The following is a 23359-nucleotide window of genomic DNA, read 5'->3' as shown; positions in this document are numbered from 1 at the left end:
TAGGAGGAAGGGTTATGTTAAGGAAATTGTCGTTGTATTTGTCATTAGCGTTTACGCTGCTATTTTGCACTGTGGGAATCAGAGCATATGCAGCAGATGATGGGGTAGTTATAGATGCAAATAGAAATGAAATTACAATGTCTCTTTATAAATTCAAGAGCGGGGAAATGCCTCAGTCCTATGTAGAGAGGGTGGTAAAGGGCACCACTGATACTACTGTAACATATACACCTTATAATGACAGGATTGAAGCCAGATGTGCGAAAAAGTCTGGAAAATTTACATATGTTGTGGATTTTGAATTCAGGTTTAGTGAAGGTGCTACATATAACGAAAACAAGCAGATGGCGCCAACAAGAGTTTTTCAGAGTGGTAAAGCCTATAGCTGTAAGGTTGCGGTGAGTGCTTTTACGGATAATGGAAAAAATAAAATGCCGTGGGTTAATATAACCATAATTCCACGAGAGGGAGAAGATTGTATAACTTTACCCATGTCGCCCATCGGTGTAAATAATGGTGAAAGCTTCAACTATAGTTATAAACTTGCAAAATCCAAGGATCAGGGCGAGTGTACTTTAGACTTAACTGTGGGTGATGTAGAGTATAAAAGCGATGAGGAAAAAGTAATCGCAGAGAGAATTGTAAATGCCTTAAATGCCGCAGCCGATGCAGGCAGGATAGGCTCACAAGTTAAAAAATATACTTCTTCCGGCAGTCAGGTTGTAGAGATGTCTTTCGATATGGATAGGGATAATAAGTATGATTTTACTGTAACAAAGTACGATAATTACTATGTATTCAGTGAACTTTATGCCCTTACTGATTCACCTGGTTGGACTTTGGAACTGACAGGGGAGGAAAAGCAAGCTTTAGATGAGACTGGAAGCGAGTATTATAGTACAGTATACATATATATGTATGAACTGCAATATAACATGGGTGAATTATCAATCGATTTTAATAAAGGTGATTTTTTATTTAATCTTAATAACGACACACAGTACGCTTATGCATTGTTTCTGTATGATACGCTCGTATTAGCATCAGATAGGGGAAATTATGGTTTACCTGAGCAGATTTCCTTTTCAGATCAGAAAGTTTCTGAAGGCAATTTGGTATTCTACAATTTAAATTCAAACGATGATAAGTATGATATCGCAGTTGCGATTAAGAATGATAAACTTATAATCAGTCAGCTTGATACCTGTGATTGTGGAGATGAATTTGCTCTTGAACTGAATAAAAAAGCAAAAAAATTTGCTGAAAATGATGGTGACGGATATTATAGCCCGCTCAAATTCAAGTTCAAGAAGCAGGCTTCAGAAACTTCAGAGCAGAACAAACAGGAAGAATCTGCTAAGAAGCAGGAAGAAACCCAAAAGGTTGAGGATCCTGTAGCAGAGACAGAGGTTACATTAAACAATGCAACCTACAAGATTGATGGTGAAAATGCAACTCTTTCGACAGCAAGTACAACAACAGGTAACTTCAGTGTTCCTGCTAATGTTACCATCGGTGGCAAGAGCTACGCTGTAACAAAGATTGCAAATAACGCCTTTAAGGGAAGTGCTATAAAGAGCCTTACAATAGGTAATAGCATCACAGAGATTGGTGACAGCGCATTTACAGGCTGCAAGAATCTTACAAAGGTTACAATCGGTAAGAATGTGACTAAGATTGGCAAAAAAGCATTCTATAACTGCTCTAAGCTTAAGAAGGTTACCTTCAAGGGACAGAAAGTAAAGAAGATTGGTTCCAAGGCATTTAAGAAGATTAAGAAGGGTGCATCCTTCAAGGTTCCTAAGAAAGTGCTTTCTTCTTACACCAAGCTCTTAAAGGGTAAGAGAGACAATGGTTCAAAGATTACCAAGTAATTAAAGACAATTAAAATGCTTAGTATATTCTCGTGACAATAGAAACTAAGTGATAAAAAGAGAGGGTATTTGCTTTAGATAATGAGCGAAGCCCTCTTTTTATTTGAAATATATACTAAACTATATTTTTCTATGAAAAAGAAACTCTATCTGATATAATGTTATCCGATATTGTTTTTGACAGGAGGACATTTGATTTTGGAACACGAACATCGCAGCTCATTTTCAGGAAAAATTGGTTTTGTGCTCGCTGCTGCGGGAGCATCTGTAGGTTTGGGAAATATTTGGAGATTTCCTTATCTTTGTGCAAAATATGGCGGAGGAATTTTCCTTCTCGTATATATAGTTCTTGCACTTACTTTTGGTTACACAATGATCATCGCTGAGACAGCCATAGGACGCACTACGAAAAAGAGTCCTGTAAGTGCATTCAGATCCCTTGGCGGAACTAATGCAATGCGACTTGGCGGATGGATGAATGCTATAATCCCTATGCTGATCGTACCTTATTATTCAGTTATCGGCGGGTGGGTTTGCAAATACTTATTTGAGTACTTCAGAAGTGAAGCGAAGGACATTGCTACTGACACATTTTTTGTGGACTTTATCTCAAACGGTGCAGAAGCTGAGATTTGGTTTATTGTTTTCATGCTCATGGTTCTAATAGTTATTTTCATGGGTGTTAGAAACGGTATTGAGAGAGTATCAAAATTCATGATGCCTATACTTGTGGTATTGGCAATTGTTATCTGCGTGTATTCCGTTACACGTCCCGGAGCTCTTGAAGGCGTTAAGTATATGCTTGTACCTAACATGGAGAACTTCTCATGGATGACAGTGGTTTCTGCCATGGGACAGATGTTTTACTCACTTTCAATTGCCATGGGTATCCTTATTACCTTTGGCTCTTATGTAAAAGATGAGGTAAGCATTGAGGACTCAACAAGACAGGTGGAATTCTTCGATACTGCCATCGCTATACTTGCCAGCCTTATGATCATCCCTGCTGTATTTGCTTTTTCGGGCGGAGATCCGGAGACACTTAAGGCAGGCCCTTCACTTATGTTCATTACCATGCCTAAGATTTTTGCAAGCATGGGCTTTGGAAGATATATAGGAGTTCTTTTCTTTGCCCTTGTACTTTTTGCAGCTGTAACAAGTGCCATCGCTCTTACAGAGAGCTGCGTTTCTACTTTTTCCGATGAGTTTGGATGGAGCAGAAGAAAGGGCACAGTTGTAATGGCAGTTGTCATGATCATACTTGGAAGTCTTTCATCACTTGGAAACGGTCCTCTTGCTAATGTGACTATATTTGGTATGCAGTTCCTTGATTTCTTTGATTTCCTTACAAACTCTGTGATGATGCCTATTGCAGCATTTGCGACCTGTATCCTGGTTGTTTATCACATGGGACTTAGTAAGATTGATGAAGAGGTTATGCAGAATGGACATCCCTTCAGACGCAGAGCGATATTTGGATTTATGATCAAATACCTTTGTCCACTCTTCGTAATAATTATTCTGTTCAGTTCAGTTGCATCTGTTCTTGGACTTATAAGTTTTTGATTTGTTTATTGTTGCCACAGATAGTATAGTTAAACTGTCTGTGGCGTTTTTTATAGGAGATCAAAATGGAAATCACAACTCTTTGTTACATCGAGCATGAAGGAAAATATTTAATGCTTCATCGTGTTAAGAAAAAGAACGATATAAATGTGGGCAAGTGGATAGCCCCGGGAGGCCATCTTGAAAAGGGTGAGAGCCCTGATGACTGCGTAAAAAGAGAAGTCCTTGAAGAGACGGGACTGACTCTCAGATCAGCAAGGTTTAGAGCGATTGTGACCTTCTGTGCAGGAGATATCACAGAGTATATGTGCCTTTTTACATCGGATGATTTTGAGGGCACATTAAAGGATTGCGATGAGGGTACTCTTGATTGGGTTCCAATGGAGGATGTAAGTAAGCTGAATCTCTGGGAAGGCGATCTGATATTTTTAAAGCTTATCAGTGACCCTGATCAGCCTTTCTTTTCTCTTAAGCTGACTTACGACGGTGATAAGCTGACGGGAGCCGAGCTTGACGGTAAATCAAATATTAATGTATAATTGTATATTGTGGATAAATATGTGATTTATTAAGAGAGTGATTTTTATTTTTGAGGAATTTTTTTAATGAAGAAATGTGTTAAAGGTTTATTATTTTCTCTGGCTTTTTCCCTGGGACTTGTGATTTCTCCCGCGGTGAAATTAAACGCTGATGCGGAAGGATTAAGTGTTACAAATCCCACAGGAGATCTGCCTAAGTTAGAGGTTTCCAAAGAGCTTGAGATTGTAGTTACAGAGGATTCTAATGAGGGTGAGTTTTCCGTATCACCTGCTCCTGCTACGTTTAATGCTAAGGTCAATGTTTATGACTTCTATTATTATAATCAGTTAAATGAAGATGATAAGCTTTGCTATAAGGCATTTTATGAGGCATCCAAAGCTAACATGAATACAGTTCCTGATGGCACGTTGACAGGAACCATTATAAAAGAGTATGGAAGACTTATTTATAGCGGTGAGAAGGCTCTTAGCTATGACTATACTTCTTTTACAAGGGCTCTGGAATATGACCACCCTGAAGAGCTTGAGGCAACACTTTTCAGACCAAGCATTTGTAAACTCACCACAAGAAACAGTGCTCAGCAGGTAGTTAAGTACGATTACTATCTTTATTTTACAGTAGAAAGATATTCAAGAGCTGAAGTTACCAAGATGGAGACTGAGCTTAAGGCAGCCCGCGATGCGGTTTATGCCAAGGCTAATCCTACCGGAGATGATTTTTCTAAGGAGCTTGCGCTTCATGATGCACTTTTAAATAATGTAGAGTACGACCACAATGTATCCGATAACAACCTTGGTTATCACTATGGCCATACTGCTTATGGAGCCCTGGTGGAAGGTGCTTCGGTTTGTGATGGTTACGCCAAGGCATTTAAGCTTCTTTTGCAGAAAGCAGGAATTGAGTCCTACGTCGTAGCAGGACTTGGTAACGGCGGCGGACATGCCTGGAACGTGGTTGACATCTGGGGTGATCTGTACGAAGTAGATGCCACATGGAATGATACGGAATCTTTTCAGGATCATCCATATTATTTCTATCTGACTCATGATTATTTTAACTGCACAACAGCAGATTTTAACAGCCATGACCATTCAGTTCCCGGATTTAAATCAAAGACCACCACTCACGTTACTCACAAGGATTATCTTGGATATCTTAAGGCGCCTGTGGCTAATGGAACGGAATTCAGCTACATAAATGCTAAGAAGGTATTTGATATAACCTTTGATAAGGTAAATGACTCAGCATATTATTACATTCCATACGACAGAACCCTGACCTATGAGGGCAAGCTTGTTATTATGCCCACATCGATGCGTCTTAGCGGTTATTTCTTTGATAACTGGTATACAAAAGCAGAGGGCGGCACAGTAGTAGATGAAACAACTGTATTTAACGGACCTGCTACTGTTTATGCACATTGGACATCGGGAAGTGGCAACAATACTTACACCGTATATTTAAAGTCTGCTACAGGTGATTCCTCCATAAGAGTAACCCGTGGCGGAAAATACGAGAATCTTCCGGAAAGCCTTACAAGAACAGGCTATGAATTTGGCGGATGGTTTACTGATGATAAATATACTACCGAGGTAACAGCAGATACCAAGGTTACATCCAACGTTTCACATAATCTATATGCCAAGTGGACAGCTGCAAGCTATAACGTTTCGTTTGATGCAAATGATGGAAGAGGTGTTATTTCTGAAGGCACAGTCACCTATAATGCAAAGTACAGTGATGTCCTTAGTAACGTGGAGGCTCCTGAAAGAGAAGGATACAGCTTTGATGGATGGTTCACCCAGGCAGATGCAGGAAGCCAGGTTACGACAAGAACAAAAGTGACTAATACTGCAGATCATACCCTGTATGCGCACTGGACTAAGCTTCCTGATCCTGAGCCCGAACCTGAACCGGAGCCTGAGCCACAGTCTCAGCCTGAACCACAGCCGCAGCCAGAACCTCAGCCTCAGCCGGCACCTGAAGATGATAAGAATAAGTCAGATGATCAGAGTCATAGCAGTGACCAGAGTAATCAGGAGCTGCAGGAGAAGGGGCAGCAGGAGGATAAAGCTGCAGAGCTTCCCCCGGAAGGAAAGCTTACAGTTGGCGATAGCGATTTTAAGCTCTCAGAGGATGGCACAGCCAAGGTTACCAAGAATAACAATAAGAAGGTTAAGTCGGTAACAATAGGTGATGTCTCTTATGATGGTGAGAGCTATGCGGTAACTGAGATTCAAAAGAACGCCTACAAAAAATGCAAGAATCTTAAGGTCGTAAAGATCAGTTCAAGCATTAAGAAGATCGGCGCAGGTGCCTTTAGTGGTTGTGAGAACCTTAAGAAGATAACTATTAACGGCAATAACTTAAAGAGCGTAGGCTCAAAGAGCTTTAGCGGAATAAGCAGCAAAGCCAAGATCACTGTTATCTGTAAGGATAAGAAGACCTACGACAGAGTAGTTAAGCTTATTAAGAAGGCAGGAGCTAAAAAAGCCACCTTCAAATTCAAGAAAGGATAAATAAAAGCCCTAAAAGCCGCGTGTTTTCGCGGAAAACAAAAAATCAAAAAAAATTGTAAAACCGGTGCAACATTTTTCGATGCCCATCTGTATATAGAGTAGAACAGCAAAAATAAAGCTCTAAACGGAGGGAGAAAGTTATGAGTAGAAAAATGAGATTTGCACCGGTTATTTTATGTGGAACAGTTTTGACAGGAAGTCTTTACGGCTGCGGAAAAGCATCTGAGACAACAGCTACAGAGAGTCCTGCTACTGCAACAGAAACCACAACCCAGTACTATGGAGATAATGCAGATGAATATGCCTGCACAGAGGCAGAGCCTTCAGATTCCTACGTACCTGTAAACAGCTCCAAAAATATTTTTGGCAACAATAACGAGGAGACCTTTGTCTACGAAGATGCCGAGGAATGCGCAGATGTTTATGGCTGCTATCCTGATTATTTTTACACAGAGCCTAACACAGAATCCTATGACAAGCCTGAAGAGAACGGATACAACCTTGTAGCAACCAATCCTCTTTCAACCTTTGCGGCAGATGTTGATACAGCATCCTACACCAATATCCGCAGAATGATCGAAGACGGCTACACACTTAACATGATAGACACCCAGGCAGTAAGACCTGAGGAGTTCATCAACTATTTTTCATATAACCTCAATGACCCGGGAGCAGGCGAGAAGTTCGGTATCACAACCGAGATCTCAAAGTGTCCTTGGAACGAAGATCATGAGCTTATGTTTGTGGGCATGAAAACAAGAGAAATAGACCTTGAAGAAGCACCCATGAGTAACCTGGTATTCCTTATTGACGTATCAGGCTCCATGAGCGATGAGAACAAGCTTCCTCTTTTACAGAAGAGTTTCAAGGAACTGGTTGATAATCTTCCTGACAAAGGAACAATCTCAATCGTAACCTATTCAGGCTGCGAGAAGGTGGTTCTTTCAGGTGAGAGCATGTCCAATAAGAAAAAGCTCAAGAAGGCCATCGACAGCCTTGTAGCTGATGGCTGCACAAATGGTGAAGCAGGTATTCAGAAGGCTTATGAGATCGCTAAAGACAACTACATCGAGAATGGAATCAACAGAGTAATCCTTGCAACAGACGGTGACCTTAATGTAGGTATTTCAAGCCCTGCAGAACTTGAGCGTTTCATCGAAGACAAAAAGGATGATGGTGTTTTCTTATCAGTTCTTGGCTTTGGCGATGGCAATTATAAGGATGACAGACTTGAGAAGCTGGCTGACTGCGGTAACGGTAACTATTCCTACATCGACAGCTTCTATGAGGGCAAAAAGGTTCTTGTAGATGAGATGGGATCAACACTTATCACAATTGCAAAGGACGTTAAGTACCAGGTAGAGTTCAATCCCGGAAGAGTAAATGCTTACAGACTTATCGGCTATGAAAACAGACTTATGGATGATGCTGATTTTAATGATGATACAAAGGATGGCGGCGAGATCGGAGCAGGCCACAGCGTAGTAGCTCTTTATGAGATCATCCCTGTAGGCAGCAAGAGTGAGATTTCGCTTAAGTACCAGAATGGAAAACAGAATGTTGATACATGTGCTACAGAGTTCAGCGACGAGTATGCAACAGTAAGTGTTCGCTACAAGGAGCCCGATGCAGATAAGTCCAAGCTTTTCTCTATCGTAGTAAATGACAGCGCTTATGACACAGAAGGCAGCGAGAACATCAGATTTGCCGGAATGGTAGCAGAGTTTGCAATGATCCTTGGTGACAGCGAGTTCAAGGGAACAGCAACCTATGATGACATCCTTGATAACTACAAGAAGCTTTCAACAAGAGATGAGTACAGGGATGAGTTCAACCAGCTGGTAAGAATGATGGCTAAAAGATCCTGATATATGATATGCGGAGCTCTGAATAACATTAAAGAATATGGTATACTATGCAGTGGAATTATACGGAAGGGCAGCTACGGGGAAAAGCTGCCTTTCCTTAGGGGAGACTTAACATGGGGACATGCGTACTGCATAGAAATGTCATATTTGAGATCATAGATGCCGCAAGCTACACACTGAAAATGGCAGCAGTTAATCTGAAAAAGAGGATAGGCCATATTCTTTTTATGGCAGAGGACTCTTTTGAAAGTACCAAAACCGACACCATTAGCAGTGAGGAAGCAGCGCAGAACGCCGGAAAATATCTTGATAAATACGGCAATGCGATTCTGAGGCTGGCATATTCATATCTTCACAACATGAGTGATGCTGAGGATATTCTTCAGGACACCCTCATCAGATACATCAAAACCACACCTGCATTTGAAAATGAAAAGCACGAGAAGGCATGGCTCCTTACAGTAGCAGCCAATCTCAGCAAAAATAAGATTGATTATATTAATATCAGAAAAGCAGACGAGCTTTCAGAAGAGCTTGTAGCAGAGAATAAGGAAGACCTGGGCTTTATCTGGGATGCGGTAAAACAGCTCCCTGACAAATATAGGGAAGTAATTCATCTTTTTTACGAGGAGGGGTATCAGGCAAAAGATATAGCGAAGATTCTTAAAAGGAACGAGTCTACTGTCAGATCTGACCTGAACAGAGGCAGACAGCAGCTGAAAAATATTCTGAAGGAGGCGTACGATTTTGAGTAAGTATAATGAAATCATGGACCACATCGAAGTCTCAGACGAGATGCGAAGCCGAATCCTTAAGAATATTGAAGAGCAGGCGAAGGCAGCAGATCAGGGACCTATATTTAAGGATAGTAGTCAGGCGGAGCAGGATGCAGGAGATAAGAACTCCGGCGGCGATAAAAAGGAAAAGCCGGATGCTGCTAAGATCCTTAAGTTTGTTACGGGCTTTGCCACAAAGGCAGCAGTATTTGCATTGGTGGCAGCAGGCGCTTACGGCGTAATAAGGACCGTTGGACTTAAGAACACATCCACCATGGAGTCAGCCACATATCAGGAGGCAGCTACCGCAGAGGAAACAGAAACTGCAGCCTGGGAAGAAGAGGCGACATACGAGACGGAAAGTGCTGAATTGTCGGATGATGCAGCTTATGAAACAGAAGCTACTGAGGATAGCAGTGCGACATACGAGCCTTCCTTTGATATTTCAGAGTCAGAGGTTAATGGTGCCATGACAGGCGATGCCATGAATGAAGCTCCTATGGATGCAGGCAAAAAGTCACCTCTTGATTCTGTAAAAGACCTCTTTGACAGTGAGGATAAAGCGGATAATAATGACGAGGCCTCCTATGTCATAGAAGATGCGGAGGAAGAAGCTGCTGCAATTTCCCAGGATAGCGTAACTCTTCTCATGGTGGGAGATATTCTCCTTCATACACCTGTAGAGGAAGCAGCTAAAAACTCAAATGGCGACTACAACTTCGACTTTATATTTGAACATACAAAAGATGAGATAAGTGCGGCTGATATCGCTATGGTTAACCAGGAAGTTATTATTGGCGGCGAAGAGCTTGGCGTTTCCGGATATCCTGCTTTTAATGCTCCATATGCCATAGGTGATGCTCTTGTAAATGCGGGCTTTGATGTAATCTGTCATGCCACAAACCATGCACTTGATAAGGGCAAAAAAGGAATCCTGAATACCACAAATTATTGGGAGGAAAATCATCCTGAGATAACAGTTGTCGGAATAAACGAAACTGAGGATGAGTATGAGGATATAGATATCATTGAAAAGAATGGTATCAGGATTGCGATTTTGAATTACACCTTTGGAACAAACGGCATATCAGCTCCCTCAGATATGCCCCATATAGTTGATACCCTTGATGAGAGCAAGGTTGTAGCGGATCTTAAGTACGCTGAAGATAATGCAGATTTCACAGTTGTATGTCCTCATTGGGGAACTGAGTATAACCTTGGAATAGATAAGAGCCAGAAGAAGTGGACGGATGTTTTCAGAGAAAATGGTGCTGACCTCGTTCTCGGAACCCATCCTCATGTAATAGAACCTATAGAATTTATTACAGATGACAGTGATGGAATCACCAATAATCACTGCGACGGAGATATGCTTGTTTACTACTCCCTTGGCAATTTTGTTAACTGGACATCGGGAACAGGAGATGGAACAGCAAACAGAATGCTTGGTGGAATGGCGGGTGTAACACTTTCAAGGGATGAAAATGGCGACATTGCTGTATCCGATTACTCAGTTCAGGCAGTTGTATGCCATGTTCAGAGCGGCCCTGAAAATGTAACGGTTTATCCACTGTCTGATTACACCGAAGATATGGCAGCAAGTAATGAGATTACAGCTCAGGATTCTGCATTCTCCAAAGAGTACCTCGTTAATCTGTGCAATGAGATATGGGGGGACATCTGGAAATGAATGTGAAAAAGAGTCTTTTTACAATTTATGTCGGTCTCATACTTGTACTGATAATGCTGGGTATAGGGATTGGTGTTTTTGAACACACAAAGGCAAAAAGAAAAACTCAGGATGTGGCAGAGGTAGAAGTAGAGGAGCAGGAAAAGGATATCAGAGACAGCCTCGCGGTCAGGACAGAGGATATCATAAAGGGTGATTCACAGGGCGTTATTAAGGACGGAACAGCGGAGCAAAGAGAAGCTCCTGAGATTCAGAATCCATTTGTGGTTACTCCCAAAAAGGATATAGAAAAGCCCATTACTTTGGATGAAGATGTCACAGAGGAAGAAGAGCCGGAAGAGGACAAAACTGCTACTGATGAAGAAAATGCAGATGCTGCGGGAGCCGGTGAGTCTGATGGCGAAGCTGATAAGGCAGATGCTGATGCCAGCAAGGATGATACTTTAAATGCTGAAGCACCAGTGCAAAATGATAATGCAAATGAAGCTTCCGATGGCAATGAAGGTGAGAAGCCTCCAAAGGATGATGATATCGCTATGGGAGCTCAGGCAAGGACAGACGAACCTGAGATTTTGGAATTTGTTGATGTCTATCAGGAACAGTATCAGGTGGAAATTAATCCTGATATCAGGAAGCACGACTATATCCTTGACTGTTTTAAAGAAAACGGCAGATACATCAAATACGAAGGTGATAAAAGCTACAGATACCGCCTTGGAATTGATGTATCACATCACGACGGCGAGATAGATTTTGATGCCGTTAAGGAATCAGGGATTGATTTTGTAATCATCAGAGTTGGCTACAGAGGCTACGGCGAAGAAGGACATCTGAGGGAAGATAATAATTACAGACAGTATATAGAAGCAGCCCAGGATGCAGGCCTTGATGTGGGAGTTTACATTTTCTCACAGGCTATAAATACAGACGAAGCCAAAGAGGAAGCGCAGCTGGTGCTTGATGCCATAGAAGACTACGACATCGATCTGCCTGTTGTTTATGATCCCGAGAGCGTTCTTGATGCCAATGCAAGAACTGATTATGTATCAGCGGAGCAGTTTACTGAGAATACCCTTGCATTTTGCAAGATGATCGAGGATGCGGGATATAAGCCCATGATCTACTGCAATATGCTGTGGGAAGCCTACAAGCTTGATCTTAGCCAGCTTATGGACTATCCCATTTGGTATGCCGACTACGAGGAGAAACCTCAGACACCTTATTATTTCTCTTACTGGCAATATTCAAATACGGGAAAAGTGCCCGGTATATCCGGAATGGTGGATCTTGATATCCAGCTTATTCCTGCGGATTAAAGACAAAAAGATGGAGCAGATTCTTATTAAGAGTCTGCTCCATTTTCTTAAAGTATCTGTTCCATTCCTACCTTGTAGGGCTTCATGCCAAGTGCTTCATAAAATTTCATTGCACTCTCATTGCAGTTCCACACATTTAAGGTTACGTTGTAATAGCCATTTTCTTTTGCCCAGGAAAGGACATATTCGTATAGGCTTTTTCCTACGTGCTGACCTCTGGCATTTTCATCAACACACAGATCATCGATATACAGCGTCTTAACATCCGTAAGGAGCTGATCGTTTATATGCTGCTGGTGGACGCAGAAGGCATAGCCCAGCATTACGTCGTTATCATCTGTTGCCGCAAAAATTGGTCTTGTATCATCCTTAAGAATCTCTTTAAGCTCATCATCATTATATTTATTGGCCTTTTTGAAAAGATCAGGTCTTCCGATGTGATGAACCAAATTGACCTGTCTTAGTAATTCATGCATCTGAGGTATGTCTTTTTCTGTGGCTTTTCTGAAATTCATGGCAAATTCTCCCGAAAGTAATGTTTTTGGTACACACAATCTTGTGATTTTCAAAGAATCAAAGCAAGATTTAGTGGTTTGTGATATAGTAATTTTGTATGGAAACTTAAAAATCATTATTATGAGTATATATGAAAAAAGAGAATGAATAAAGTAAATTACGCTAAAGAGCTTGAAAAGAAAATAGATGAATTTCAAAAAGAGGGCAGGATACCGAGCCTTCTTTTGCATGCCTGCTGTGCACCCTGCTCGTCCTATTGTCTTGAGTATCTCAGGCAGTTTTTTGATATTACGGTATTTTACTATAATCCCAATATCATGAATGAGCCTGAATACAGAAAGCGTGTAGAGGAGGAGAAGCGCCTTATTGCTGAGTATAACAGGCAGGTGGAAACAGGGAATTTTGAGGGTATGAATTCCGATGCTTCCGCAAGGAAGATTGATATTATTGAAGGCGATTATGTGGTAAAGGATTTCCTTGATGCTGTTAAAGGCTTAGAGAGCTGCCCCGAAGGCGGAGATCGTTGTACCAAATGCTTTGAGCTTAGACTTGAAGAAAGTGCCAAAGTAGCAGCGGATAAGGGGGTTGATTTTTTTACAACAACACTTACAATATCGCCTCTTAAGGATGCCGACAGGCTAAACAGAATCGGTAATGAGATGGCGCAGAAATATAATACACATTTTTTGCCATCTGATTTTAAGAAAAAAGAAGGATATAAAAGATCCATAGAACTGTCTCATAAGTTTGACTTATACAGGCAGGATTTTTGCGGCTGCGAGTTTTCAAGATTGCAGCGACTTGCAGAAAAGAAAGACTAATTGTTTTTGGGAGATAGGTATGAAAAGGAAGAGGTTATTGGAACTGATCGCATTCCTTCTTATTTTTGCGGTCATTTCCACGGGACTCCTCAATGCTCTAACTGTTAAGGGAACGCCGGGGGAGCCCAGACTATACAGTGTCTACGAGGGCTATGCTAAAAATACTGAGGTGCTGTTTGCAGGAAGCAGTCACGCAGGTCAGCTTCTTGGTCGTAATCTGTGGGAGGATTACGGAATAGCTGCCTATACAATTGCAGGCAATTCTCAGCCCGTTGATATCATGTACTTTACCATAAAAGAATTTCTGAAATATCAAAAGCCAAAGGTCATTATGGTTGAGACTGCATTTATTCCGGATGACAGTATTTCTGAACCTGATACGGAATATGCTGGAAGTACCATCAATGATTCACCTGTTAGATTTTCACTAAATTACCTTGACCTGGCACTTAGTCAGATCAGAGATTTTAAGCTGCCCGTAAAAACAGAAGGTGCGCAGCTTGTTTTAAAATGGCCTTTGGAGCATGAGAGATATAAGGACTTAAGTAAGGATGATTTTATTATCAGCATGCCCTATGTGAATACGGATCTTGAGCCGCTGTATTCCACTCCCGACGAAGAAATTTCTATTGTCACCACAGACAGAAGAGAGAAGCTTAGTGACGTGGGAGAAAAATACCTAAATAAGCTTATTAAGCTCTGTAAAAAAGAGAAGATTCAGCTTGTCCTTTTCCATACACCATATCCTGCACCTGAGATTTCAATGGCGCAGCAAAATACCGTTGGCGATATAGCAAAAGAAAACGGAGTGCCGTTCCTTGATTTTGATTACATGCTTGATGAGATCGGTTTTGATCCGCAGACAGATCAGAGTAGGGATTTAAATCATTGCAACTACTACGGCGCAGAAAAGATCACGAATTATATCGGGCAGTACCTTTTGGAAAGCTATGATGTGGGAAATCACAGAGGAGACCCTGCTTACGAAAACTGGGATAAGGACCTTCTGGCATATAGTAAGCATTTCCTAAAGCAGAGTTTTGACCTGTCAAATGACATTTCCGAATGGTCCAATGTGGTAGCAGGTAATGTGGAAGATTTTGTTATAGTTTTTACTCTTTCAGGTAATTACAAAGCAGGAGATGAAGCTCTGATAAAAGGAATCCTTGATAAATTCGGGGACTATGATGAGTTCTATGAAAAGGGCGGGACGCTGATACTTGATCACGGAAAAGTTCTATATAATTCCGGTGATGAAACTGTATATGCTTTTACCCATAAATTTGAAAATGCCGGTCTTTCCGTAAACAGGCACAAAGGCAATGATGAATTTGCAGATAGCGCACCTACAGAGAATGACAATGACGGTATCTATTTATGGGGTGATAACTATATAAAGGCTGTAAACGGGCTTAACGTTATGGTCTATGATGATGAGCTTGATGATGTGACAGATGCAGTTGGTATAGATGTCTATCTTAGTAATACAGAGCTTTTCAGAGATAAAATAAATTACGATACACTTGGAGAATAATGATGCTTGTTCCGTATGCGGTTTTATATCCGCTTATTATTGCTGTACTAATTCTTATATTTGTAATGCCATCAGGCTTTAGGAGTCCTTTCCTTTTACTTGTAAGCCTTGGCATTTACTGTTGTAGCGGCACTAAGGTTCTTTTTGTACTGCCTTTGGTGGCGATTTTTACCTATCTGATTTCAAGGGTACTTGATAGGAAAAGAGCAGATACATCAGGAAAAATAATTTTTGGAATATCCATAATCATATTGGTAGGAATGCTTTTATCCTTTAAGTTCACAGGGCTTAAGGGCTTTGCACCAATAGGAATTTCCTTCTTTGTTTTGGAAGCTGTGTCCTATCTTACTGATATCTATAGAGGAAAAACAGAGGCTGAGAAAAATCCTATCTACGTGCTTTTGTATCTGTGCTTTTTCCCTACACTTACATCAGGTCCTATAGAGCGGGGTGGTAACCTTATTCCGCAGTTTAAAAAGCTTGATAAGATGGGTAGGAGCGAACTGTTTGATCCCGGCAGAATCTGTGACTACGCCATAGTCATAATATATGGAATGTTTGTAAAGCTGGTAATTGCAGACAGACTTTTGAAGGTGACGGATCTTATTTTTTCTGAGTATTACAGATTCGGAACGGTGGCTCTTATTATAGGAGCAGCCAGTTTTGGATTTCAGCTCTACTGCGACTTTATGGGATATTCACATATCGCCCTTGGTATCGCAGGACTTTTTGGAATCGAGATAATTAATAACTTTAAAGCACCATATCTTTCAGTCTCTGTCTCAGAGTTTTGGAGGAAGTGGCATATTTCCCTAAGCTCATGGCTAAGAGACTATGTATATATTTCTCTTGGAGGAAACAGAAAAGGAAAAATCAGAAAGTGTTTAAATCTGTTGCTTACATTTATTGTCAGCGGTATCTGGCATGGGAATGGCATTTCATTTCTGATCTGGGGAGGGCTTCATGGCATTTATGTTATTGTAGAGAATTTACTTAGAGATCATGGACTTCTTAAAAAGAATTCAAACGAATTACCTTTTGGAAGCAGATTCCTTCGGGCGGCCTCGACTTTTATTCTGGTGGATTTTGCATGGATTTTCTTTAGAGCAGATACAGCAACAGCTGCCTTTTTATACATAAAGCAAATGTTTACTGTACCGGATTTCTGGATTCTGTCAGATATGGACAAGCTGTTTTCATTAGGGCTTGATATGCAGGAGTTAGTGATACTCATGCTGGCACTTCCGATTTTATTTGGTATGGATTATGTAACTGCAAAGAGAGACCTTCGCGTGGATCAGTGGCTAAATGAACAGGGCAGAGCATTCAGAGTTGTTTTTACACTGGCTATTCTTTTCTATGCCATGGTATTTGGTGTATATGGAGATGCGGTCGATCCAAGCGCCTTTTACTATATGTCATTTTGAGAACAAACGAAGCCATCAGTAATCTGATGGCTCCATAATTATGCGCGTTATTCGATTTTAGTTTGTCTGTTCTGTATTTTAGGAATTTCTTTGTGTTATAATCAGACTTGTCTTTAATATAATTGTGAGGTGTTTGAAATGAGCTACGAACTTAATGAGAAACGTTTTCTTGATGAGCTTGAAAAAGAACTGTCAATAGATTCTGTGACAGGTCAGTATCACGAGCTTCAGGATTATCTTGTAAAAGAAATAGAAACTCTTGGTTTTAAAACTACTACATTAAATAAAGGTGGCATAATCGCAGAGATTGGCGGTGAGGGTAACCCTCTTCTTATTACAGCCCACGGTGATACTATCGGAATGATGGTTCGCCATATAAATGAGGATGGCACCATCAAGGTGTATAAGGTAGGCGGTCTTTACGCATATCATACAGAGCGTGAGAATGTACGTATTCACACCAGAAGCGGCAAGGTTATCACAGGCTGCGTTCAGAGAAAAAATGCATCGGTTCATGTTACAGAGGATGAGCTTAATAAGGAAGTTCCTTCTTTTGACTGCAACTCATTTGTAGTTCTCGATGAGGATGTAAAGAGCGCAGATGATGTAAGAAAGCTTGGAATAGAGATCGGTGACTACGTTGCTGTTGAGCCCAGATTCACATACGCAAACGGTTATATCAAGTCACACTTTATAGACGATAAGGCACTGCTTGCTGTTCTTATGGAGCTTCTTCATGATGTTAAGGAAGGTAAGATTGGGCTTAACCGTAAGGTTTATATTTACATTTCTTTCTATGAAGAGATTGGCCATGGCGGATCATTTATTCCTGAGGATGTAAAGAATTTCCTTGCGCTTGATATCGCATGTATCGGACCTGAGCAGACAAGCTCAGAGCACAAGGTTTCTGTTTTCTGCATGGACAGCCGCTTCCCTTACAATGTTGATATGATAAGAGAGCTTGAGGCAGCAGGAGAAAAATCTGGTGCTGATTATGTGGCTGATATTTTCACTCCTCACTATGGAACAGATGCAGATCCCGCACTGGTTGCAGGCTTTGATGTAAGACATGGCGCTATCGGACCCGGCACCAGAGCAAGTCACGGCTATGAGAGAACTCATATCGATGGAATTAAGAACACCTATAAGCTCCTTGCAGAGTATGTTGCAAAGTGATATAAATGTTTGAGGTAAATAGGAGGATAATTAATTGGAGAAAATTTTAGAGTTAATTTCAAAAGAGGTGTCAGCTGCATTTGAGGCAGCAGGCTATGATGCAGAGCTTGGAAAGGTTACTCTTTCAAACAGACCTGATCTTTGCGAATACCAGTGTAACGGCGCTATGGCCGGGGCAAAAAAATATGGTAAGGCACCGTTTATGATAGCTGATGATGTTGCTGCTAAGCTTGAAGGCAGCGAGATCTTTTCATCAGTAGAATCTGTAAAACCCGGATTCCTCAATCTCAAAGTCAGCGAGGATTTTGTAAGAGGTTATATTGTAAAGATGCTTCACGAGCATCATTTTGGTGTTGCAACACCCCTTCATGCGCCTGAGTTTATGATCGACTATGGCGGACCTAACGTTGCAAAGCCTCTTCATGTAGGACATCTTCGCTCAGCAGTTATAGGTGAGAGTATTAAGAGAATTCTTAAGTATGCTGGATATAAGATTACCGGCGATATTCATCTTGGTGACTGGGGTCTTCAGATGGGACTTATCATCACAGAGCTTAAGCACCGTCAGCCGGATCTTCCTTATTTTGATAAAGATCACAAGGGACAGTTCCCCAAGGAAGCTCCCTTTACTATCAGTGAGCTTGAAGAGATTTATCCCGCAGCAAGTGCTAAGTCTAAAGAGGATGAGGCATTTAAGGCTGAGGCCATGGAAGCTACAAAGCTCCTTCAGGATGGCGATAAGGGTTACCGCGCTTTGTGGCACCACATCATGAATGTGTCAGTTAATGACCTTAAGAAGAACTATAAGAATCTTAATGTAAACTTCGACCTTTGGAGAGGCGAGTCAGATGTTCATGAAGTAATCCCCGGAATGGTTGATTACATGAAACAGCACGGCTATGCTCATGAGAGTCAGGGTGCACTTGTTGTTGATGTTGCAGAGGAGACAGATACCAAGGAGATTCCGCCCTGCATGATCCTTAAGTCAGACGGAGCATCTCTTTACAATACAACAGACCTTGCTACTATTCAGCAGCGTATGGAAGAGTTTAAGCCCGACGGTCTCATCTATGTTGTAGATAAGAGACAGGAGCTTTACTTCACACAGGTATTCCGCTGTGCGAGAAAGACTAAGCTTGTTCTTCCCGAGACAGAGCTTCATTTTGTAGGCTTTGGTACCATGAACGGCAAAGATGGTAAGCCCTTCAAGACAAGAGAGGGCGGCGTAATGCGTCTTGAGAAGCTCATTGCTGAGATCGATGAGCAGATGTACAGCCGTATCAAAGAAGGCAATCAGGATATCGATGACAACGAGGCAAAGGATACAGCCCACAAGGTTGCACTTGCTGCCATCAAGTATGGTGATCTGTCCAACCAGCCTTCAAAGGATTATATTTTCGATATTGATAAATTCACTTCCTTCGAGGGAGACACAGGTCCGTACATTCTTTACACAATGGTGCGTATCAAGTCCATTCTTGCTAAGTATGAGAAGGAAGGCGGAGATGTTAAGGCTGCTCTTCTTAGAAATGCGGAGTCCGCAGATGAGAAGAATCTTATGCTTCTTATTACAAGATTTGCAGATGCAGTAGAGAGTGCTGCAAGAGACCTTATGCCCAACAGAATCTGCGCATATATTTATGAGCTGTCCAATGCACTTAACAGCTTCTATCACTCAACTAAGATCCTCACAGAACCCGATGAGGAAAAGAAGAGTGGTTATATCGCACTTCTTAACGTAACACTTAAAGTACTGGAGACAGGAATTGATCTTCTTGGCTTCAGCGCACCTGACAGGATGTAACCCCAGACATTTGGTGAGGTACTTTTAAGCAAAAACATAATGATTTCAGTTATTTAAGCCGATATATTTTTTGATAGGTATATTCATTTTTATATGCCTGTCAAAAATATATCGGCTATTGCTGTTTTATAGATGTTTTACAGCTGCTGCTGGAGATTCGATTATGGGTGATAAGAAAATCCATTTAAATATTTTTATAGCGCTTTCCATTATTGTGGGAATATTTTTGATGCCCGGTATTTCTGCCAAGGCTCTTACCAAAACCTTTGATGGTCAGAGCACAATGATAGTAGATCAGGACTGCACCATAAATATTACGGGTAGTTTTGATCAGAAGGCTACGCTTATCATTAAGTCTGGTAATGTCACAATTAATGGGAACAGTAAGATGATGAGTGCTGTAGATAAAGAAAGTTGGGAATCTTTGCCTTCAGGATATAATAGCAGCTATTTTAGGAATTCTATTCTTGTAGATACTGCAGCAAATGTAACTATCAATGACCTTTCAATAAATTACAATGATATCAATTGTGAATTTAACCCTAACCTTGTAAACCAGGTAATTTGCGTTAGAGGAAAGCTAAATGCAAAGAACCTGAAAATTCTTAATGCACCTGACAGAGGGATAAAAATAGAAGGCTCTGGTACATGTACTATGACCAATGAAAGTACTATTAATTGTCATAATACAGAAAGAAGCGGCTACCATGCCGGAGTTGATGTCTATGGCACCTTTAATATGAATGGCGGGACAATTTCACAAAGTACATGTTATGGCATAAAGGTTCAAAGCGGAGGAGTGGCGAATCTTAATGGGGGAAGTGTGACTAATATCATGATGAATCATGATACTGAGAAAAGCTCCGGAGTCCATGTGTATGCAGGAGGGACACTTAATGTGAATGGCACTGTTATCTCCAATTGTGATTTTGGGATCAATTCAGCAGGAACGGTTAATTTTACAAGGGGAGAAATTAAAAACAATACAACCGGTGCTATGTGTGCCGTTAAAGTCGCAGGTGGAACCTTTAACATGTCAGGCGGATCAATTCATGATTCCAATGTGCTGCTGGGATCCTCGGGCGGAATAGTTGTTGTAACAGGTAATTTCAATATGACAGGCGGTACCATTTGTAGATGCAACGGCGGAGTATACCTGGCTGGCGGAACCATGACCATGACAGGAGGAAGTATTAGCGAATGCCAACAGCGAGGTATATATGTCACACCTACTAATAATAACACTGCACTCAGGATAGGCGGCTCAGCTGTAATTGAAAACAACCCTTCATCCTCATCCAATTCTAAATGCAATGTACTATTGGGAAGTGATAAGAAGATAATCGTTACAAGTGCGCTTAAGAGTGGTGCAAAAATAGGTGTAACTACACAGACTACACCCACATCCTTTAATCCTGTTGTCATAACAAGCGGATTAAGTGGAAGAGGTACATCTACCAACTTTATTGCAGATAATAGCAGCTATGCAATTGGAATGCGAGGTAGTGAAGCTGTAATAGCACTTAATTATGAGATTCATACAGTTACCTTTAACAGTGATGGCGGGACCGCAGTTCCTTCCCAAACTATCTATACAGGTGAGAAGGTGACGGCACCTGCAAATCCAACCAAGACTAACTATAATTTCACGGGTTGGTACGACAGATATGGGAATAAGTGGAATTTCGCCAACGCATTGGGCGAAGATATAACACTATATGCAAAATGGGAGAAGCATCATCATAGCTTTTCATATTCTGCGAGTGGAAACACAATTATCGCTATATGCACAAATCACACAAACTGTACGCTGGCAAATAAAAACTATCAGGTAAAGATGAGTATTGAACCTCCGGACATTGCGACTCCTGGTATGGCAGGAAGTGCCAACGCAAAGCTTGTAGGAGTTAATGATTTTAATGCTGTGACAGGACTTTCTATTTGGGATGGAAATGTTACCTACATTGGTCGAGATGGTACCTCTTATCCTGAGATTTTTGCTCCCCCTATCGCTGATGGCAAATACAGAGCTAAGCTCACCGTAAAAGGCGCGGTTGCAGTAGTTGATTATACCCTCGGAAATGCTACATCAGGCAATAATCCCGGCAGCCAGGATAACGGCGGAGGTAATTCTGAGAGTCAGAAGAATGGCGACGGCTCAGAGACCATCACAGAGACCAGTAAGAGCCCAAGCGGAGCCCTACTTATTTCTGTGATTTCGGTAGATAAAAACGGAGACACTGTTGAGAACATGACCTTCGAAACATTGTCTTCTAATAAGGTGTCTCTGATCTCTTACAAGGGCAAGAAGAAAAAGGTCGTGGTTCCTAATACCATAAAAGCAAAGGGCATAACCTACAGAGTGGTTTCAATAGGTGATGGTGTTTTCAAGTCAAATAAGAAAATTACATCCATGACCCTTGGCAAGTATGTCACAAGCATTGGATCAAATACCTTTAAGAGCACAAAAAATCTAAAAACCTATTCGATAAAGGGTACACTTACAGAGGTTGGTAAAAATGCTTTCAAGAGCACAAATAAAAAAGCCGTTATCACAATAAAAGCAAATAAGAAGAATTTCAAAAAGACAAAGAAGCTTATACAAAAGGCAGGTCTGGCTAAATCTGTTAAGATAAGAAGGAAATGACTGTTACAAAAGGCAAAGTGAAGAGTTTGAAAAGGAGGATTCATTATGACAGGAGCAGCATTCATTATTTTAGGCATCGTATTTCTTTGTATTGCACTGTACACATTTGTAATTAAGCTTCCCAAGAGTCGAGTTCAGATCAGTCGCAGAACAGGAAAGACCAGGGGCAAAATTTCGAACGTTGATGTTAAAATCCTAAAGCACAAGAAAAAGAGTGGCCTGGGCTATCATGAGACAAAGACCTACAGGCTTGATGTTACCTATAACGTTGGCGGTACAGACTATGAGCTTAAGAAAATTATTTCCATGACATCCAAAGAGGTCGGCGAAGAAGTGGATGTATCCTACAATCCCGATGAACCTTCCGATGCACATGCAGATGAATTCTTCGCAGGAGAAGTAGGTACAAAAGCAGGCGGAGTAGTAATGCTTATTATAGCTGTAGTACTACTTTTAATCGGTTGTGCAATCGTTGCACTTTGATTTTCACGCCTCTTATGAGGCGTGAAGTTACTGTTCACACCGTAGGGTGTGAGCTGTAAAGACCTGAAAAAAATAAAATAAAAAATTTTAAAATTTCTTGTTGACAACATAGTGCTTATAGATATATACTAGCCTAGTCGGTCGACGAGAGAAGCCGACAGAACTGAATATGGCGAGATAGCTCAGTTGGCTAGAGCACGCGGTTCATACCCGCGGTGTCGAGGGTTCGAATCCCCCTCTCGCTATTAAAAAATACGAGGTAGAATTTATTCTACCTCGTATTTTTTCTATAACGAAAATGGGATTCGATCATGAGACACAGCGATAGCGGGGACGAGTGCTTTGCGAGGACCGAAACGGAGTGTAGACGCGTAGATCGAATCCCCCTCTCGCGTCTAAATATGATAAAATCAGTGTTGTAACCTTATATCGAGTCAAGGAGCTGACAGTATGGAAAGCAAAGATAATATCATTAGTTTATTGGCTTTATCCATGGGCATGGATGGCCTCAAGGAATCAAAGTATAGTGATTCTTTTTATGATGCCAAAACAGGTACTCTTTATTATGATGGCATGGCTATTTCCAAAATCACTGCTGACAAGGCAGTAAAGTACTTTGAGATGATGGAGAGCAGATGCAATAAAGAAGATCACGCTGACCGTGAAATGAAGATGATATACAGGTGTGCCATCGAAGCAATTAAGATGATGCAGACAGAAAAGGTTAAGATTCTTTTACAGGAAGAGCTAGAAGAGCGCGAAAATTTGTAATGTATTGCCATTTGTGGTATATTCTTTAATT

At 41.1% G+C, this 23359-nt stretch carries 17 protein-coding genes and 1 tRNA gene; 17 read left to right on the top strand and 1 reads right to left on the bottom strand.

What is annotated here, in order from left to right; translation table 11 throughout:
- Positions 1 to 14: 14 nt before the first annotated feature.
- From G610_RS0115335 to G610_RS23595, 8 genes are all read left to right on the top strand, one after another.
- Positions 15 to 1874: a leucine-rich repeat domain-containing protein gene (locus G610_RS0115335; RefSeq protein WP_081667529.1), complete on the top strand. Its 1860-nt coding sequence runs from the start codon at positions 15 to 17 to the stop codon at positions 1872 to 1874.
- Between the two features lie 195 nt (positions 1875 to 2069).
- Entirely contained in the window at positions 2070 to 3440 is a 1371-nt protein-coding gene (locus tag G610_RS0115330; protein ID WP_026494909.1) for a sodium-dependent transporter, read from the top strand.
- A gap of 65 nt (positions 3441 to 3505) precedes the next feature.
- Positions 3506 to 3979 (top strand): NUDIX hydrolase, encoded by a 474-nt coding sequence (locus G610_RS0115325; protein ID WP_035797757.1) that lies wholly within the window; start codon positions 3506 to 3508, stop codon positions 3977 to 3979.
- A gap of 66 nt (positions 3980 to 4045) precedes the next feature.
- On the top strand, positions 4046 to 6499 hold the full coding sequence (locus tag G610_RS0115320; protein ID WP_026525463.1) for an InlB B-repeat-containing protein: 2454 nt from the start codon (positions 4046 to 4048) through the stop codon (positions 6497 to 6499).
- A 140-nt stretch (positions 6500 to 6639) separates the two neighbouring features.
- Positions 6640 to 8367, top strand: coding sequence for a vWA domain-containing protein (locus G610_RS21245; RefSeq protein WP_155831048.1), 1728 nt, complete (start codon positions 6640 to 6642; stop codon positions 8365 to 8367).
- A 113-nt stretch (positions 8368 to 8480) separates the two neighbouring features.
- Entirely contained in the window at positions 8481 to 9122 is a 642-nt protein-coding gene (locus G610_RS0115310) for an RNA polymerase sigma factor (protein WP_242829666.1), read from the top strand.
- Positions 9115 to 10833 carry a CapA family protein gene (locus G610_RS21240; RefSeq protein ID WP_051198049.1) on the top strand — a complete coding sequence of 573 codons (1719 nt, stop codon included), beginning with the start codon at positions 9115 to 9117 and terminating at the stop codon, positions 10831 to 10833. The genes G610_RS0115310 and G610_RS21240 overlap by 8 nt, the downstream gene beginning before the upstream one ends.
- Positions 10830 to 12149 carry a glycoside hydrolase family 25 protein gene (locus G610_RS23595; protein ID WP_051198048.1) on the top strand — a complete coding sequence of 440 codons (1320 nt, stop codon included), beginning with the start codon at positions 10830 to 10832 and terminating at the stop codon, positions 12147 to 12149. Before G610_RS21240 ends, G610_RS23595 begins: the two co-directional genes overlap by 4 nt.
- Before the next feature lie 47 nt (positions 12150 to 12196).
- On the opposite strand, the gene G610_RS0115295 is transcribed toward G610_RS23595, so the two are convergent.
- The gene (locus G610_RS0115295) at positions 12197 to 12664 is read right to left on the bottom strand and encodes a GNAT family N-acetyltransferase (protein ID WP_026525461.1); all 468 of its coding nucleotides are present in this window, start codon (positions 12662 to 12664) and stop codon (positions 12197 to 12199) included.
- Positions 12665 to 12808: 144 nt separating this feature from the next.
- Between G610_RS0115295 and G610_RS0115285 the strand changes: the two genes are divergently transcribed.
- The 9 genes from G610_RS0115285 (at position 12809) to G610_RS0115245 (ending at position 23328) form a co-directional block, all read left to right on the top strand.
- Positions 12809 to 13486, top strand: coding sequence for an epoxyqueuosine reductase QueH (locus G610_RS0115285; RefSeq protein ID WP_026525460.1), 678 nt, complete (start codon positions 12809 to 12811; stop codon positions 13484 to 13486).
- Between the two features lie 19 nt (positions 13487 to 13505).
- On the top strand, positions 13506 to 15020 hold the full coding sequence (locus tag G610_RS0115280) for a hypothetical protein (RefSeq protein WP_026525459.1): 1515 nt from the start codon (positions 13506 to 13508) through the stop codon (positions 15018 to 15020).
- Positions 15020 to 16447 (top strand): MBOAT family O-acyltransferase, encoded by a 1428-nt coding sequence (locus G610_RS21230; RefSeq protein WP_081667527.1) that lies wholly within the window; start codon positions 15020 to 15022, stop codon positions 16445 to 16447. The genes G610_RS0115280 and G610_RS21230 overlap by 1 nt, the downstream gene beginning before the upstream one ends.
- A 138-nt stretch (positions 16448 to 16585) precedes the next feature.
- On the top strand, positions 16586 to 17623 hold the full coding sequence (locus G610_RS0115270) for a M42 family metallopeptidase (RefSeq protein ID WP_026525458.1): 1038 nt from the start codon (positions 16586 to 16588) through the stop codon (positions 17621 to 17623).
- Positions 17624 to 17657: 34 nt separating this feature from the next.
- Entirely contained in the window at positions 17658 to 19427 is a 1770-nt protein-coding gene (gene argS / locus G610_RS0115265; protein WP_026525457.1) for an arginine--tRNA ligase, read from the top strand.
- A gap of 163 nt (positions 19428 to 19590) precedes the next feature.
- Complete coding sequence (locus G610_RS0115260; RefSeq protein WP_026525456.1) at positions 19591 to 22074, top strand: InlB B-repeat-containing protein; 2484 nt, start codon at positions 19591 to 19593, stop codon at positions 22072 to 22074.
- Positions 22075 to 22119: 45 nt separating this feature from the next.
- Entirely contained in the window at positions 22120 to 22557 is a 438-nt protein-coding gene (locus tag G610_RS0115255) for a DUF3592 domain-containing protein (RefSeq protein WP_026525455.1), read from the top strand.
- Positions 22558 to 22728: 171 nt separating this feature from the next.
- Positions 22729 to 22802 (top strand) — tRNA-Met (locus tag G610_RS0115250).
- A 205-nt stretch (positions 22803 to 23007) separates the two neighbouring features.
- The gene (locus G610_RS0115245; protein WP_026525454.1) at positions 23008 to 23328 is read left to right on the top strand and encodes a hypothetical protein; all 321 of its coding nucleotides are present in this window, start codon (positions 23008 to 23010) and stop codon (positions 23326 to 23328) included.
- The last annotated feature ends 31 nt before the right edge of the window (positions 23329 to 23359 follow it).

The organism is Butyrivibrio sp. MB2005 (assembly GCF_000424285.1).
Taxonomy (GTDB): Bacteria; Bacillota; Clostridia; order Lachnospirales; family Lachnospiraceae; genus Butyrivibrio.
The sequence above is the reverse complement of the archived record's forward strand: the minus strand, read 5'-3'. Positions and strand labels throughout refer to the sequence as shown.

Coding starts and splice junctions, on each gene's coding strand:
- G610_RS0115335 (WP_081667529.1), top strand. CDS start 15: ATGTTAAGGAAATTGTCGTTGTATTTGTCATTAGCGTTTACGCTGCTA.
- G610_RS0115285 (WP_026525460.1), top strand. CDS start 12,809: ATGAATAAAGTAAATTACGCTAAAGAGCTTGAAAAGAAAATAGATGAA.
- G610_RS0115255 (WP_026525455.1), top strand. CDS start 22,120: ATGACAGGAGCAGCATTCATTATTTTAGGCATCGTATTTCTTTGTATT.
- G610_RS0115310 (WP_242829666.1), top strand. CDS start 8,481: ATGGGGACATGCGTACTGCATAGAAATGTCATATTTGAGATCATAGAT.
- G610_RS0115245 (WP_026525454.1), top strand. CDS start 23,008: ATGGAAAGCAAAGATAATATCATTAGTTTATTGGCTTTATCCATGGGC.
- G610_RS23595 (WP_051198048.1), top strand. CDS start 10,830: ATGAATGTGAAAAAGAGTCTTTTTACAATTTATGTCGGTCTCATACTT.
- G610_RS0115325 (WP_035797757.1), top strand. CDS start 3,506: ATGGAAATCACAACTCTTTGTTACATCGAGCATGAAGGAAAATATTTA.
- G610_RS21245 (WP_155831048.1), top strand. CDS start 6,640: ATGAGTAGAAAAATGAGATTTGCACCGGTTATTTTATGTGGAACAGTT.
- G610_RS0115295 (WP_026525461.1), bottom strand. CDS start 12,664: ATGAATTTCAGAAAAGCCACAGAAAAAGACATACCTCAGATGCATGAA.
- G610_RS21230 (WP_081667527.1), top strand. CDS start 15,020: ATGATGCTTGTTCCGTATGCGGTTTTATATCCGCTTATTATTGCTGTA.
- G610_RS0115280 (WP_026525459.1), top strand. CDS start 13,506: ATGAAAAGGAAGAGGTTATTGGAACTGATCGCATTCCTTCTTATTTTT.
- G610_RS0115320 (WP_026525463.1), top strand. CDS start 4,046: ATGAAGAAATGTGTTAAAGGTTTATTATTTTCTCTGGCTTTTTCCCTG.
- G610_RS0115260 (WP_026525456.1), top strand. CDS start 19,591: ATGGGTGATAAGAAAATCCATTTAAATATTTTTATAGCGCTTTCCATT.
- G610_RS0115270 (WP_026525458.1), top strand. CDS start 16,586: ATGAGCTACGAACTTAATGAGAAACGTTTTCTTGATGAGCTTGAAAAA.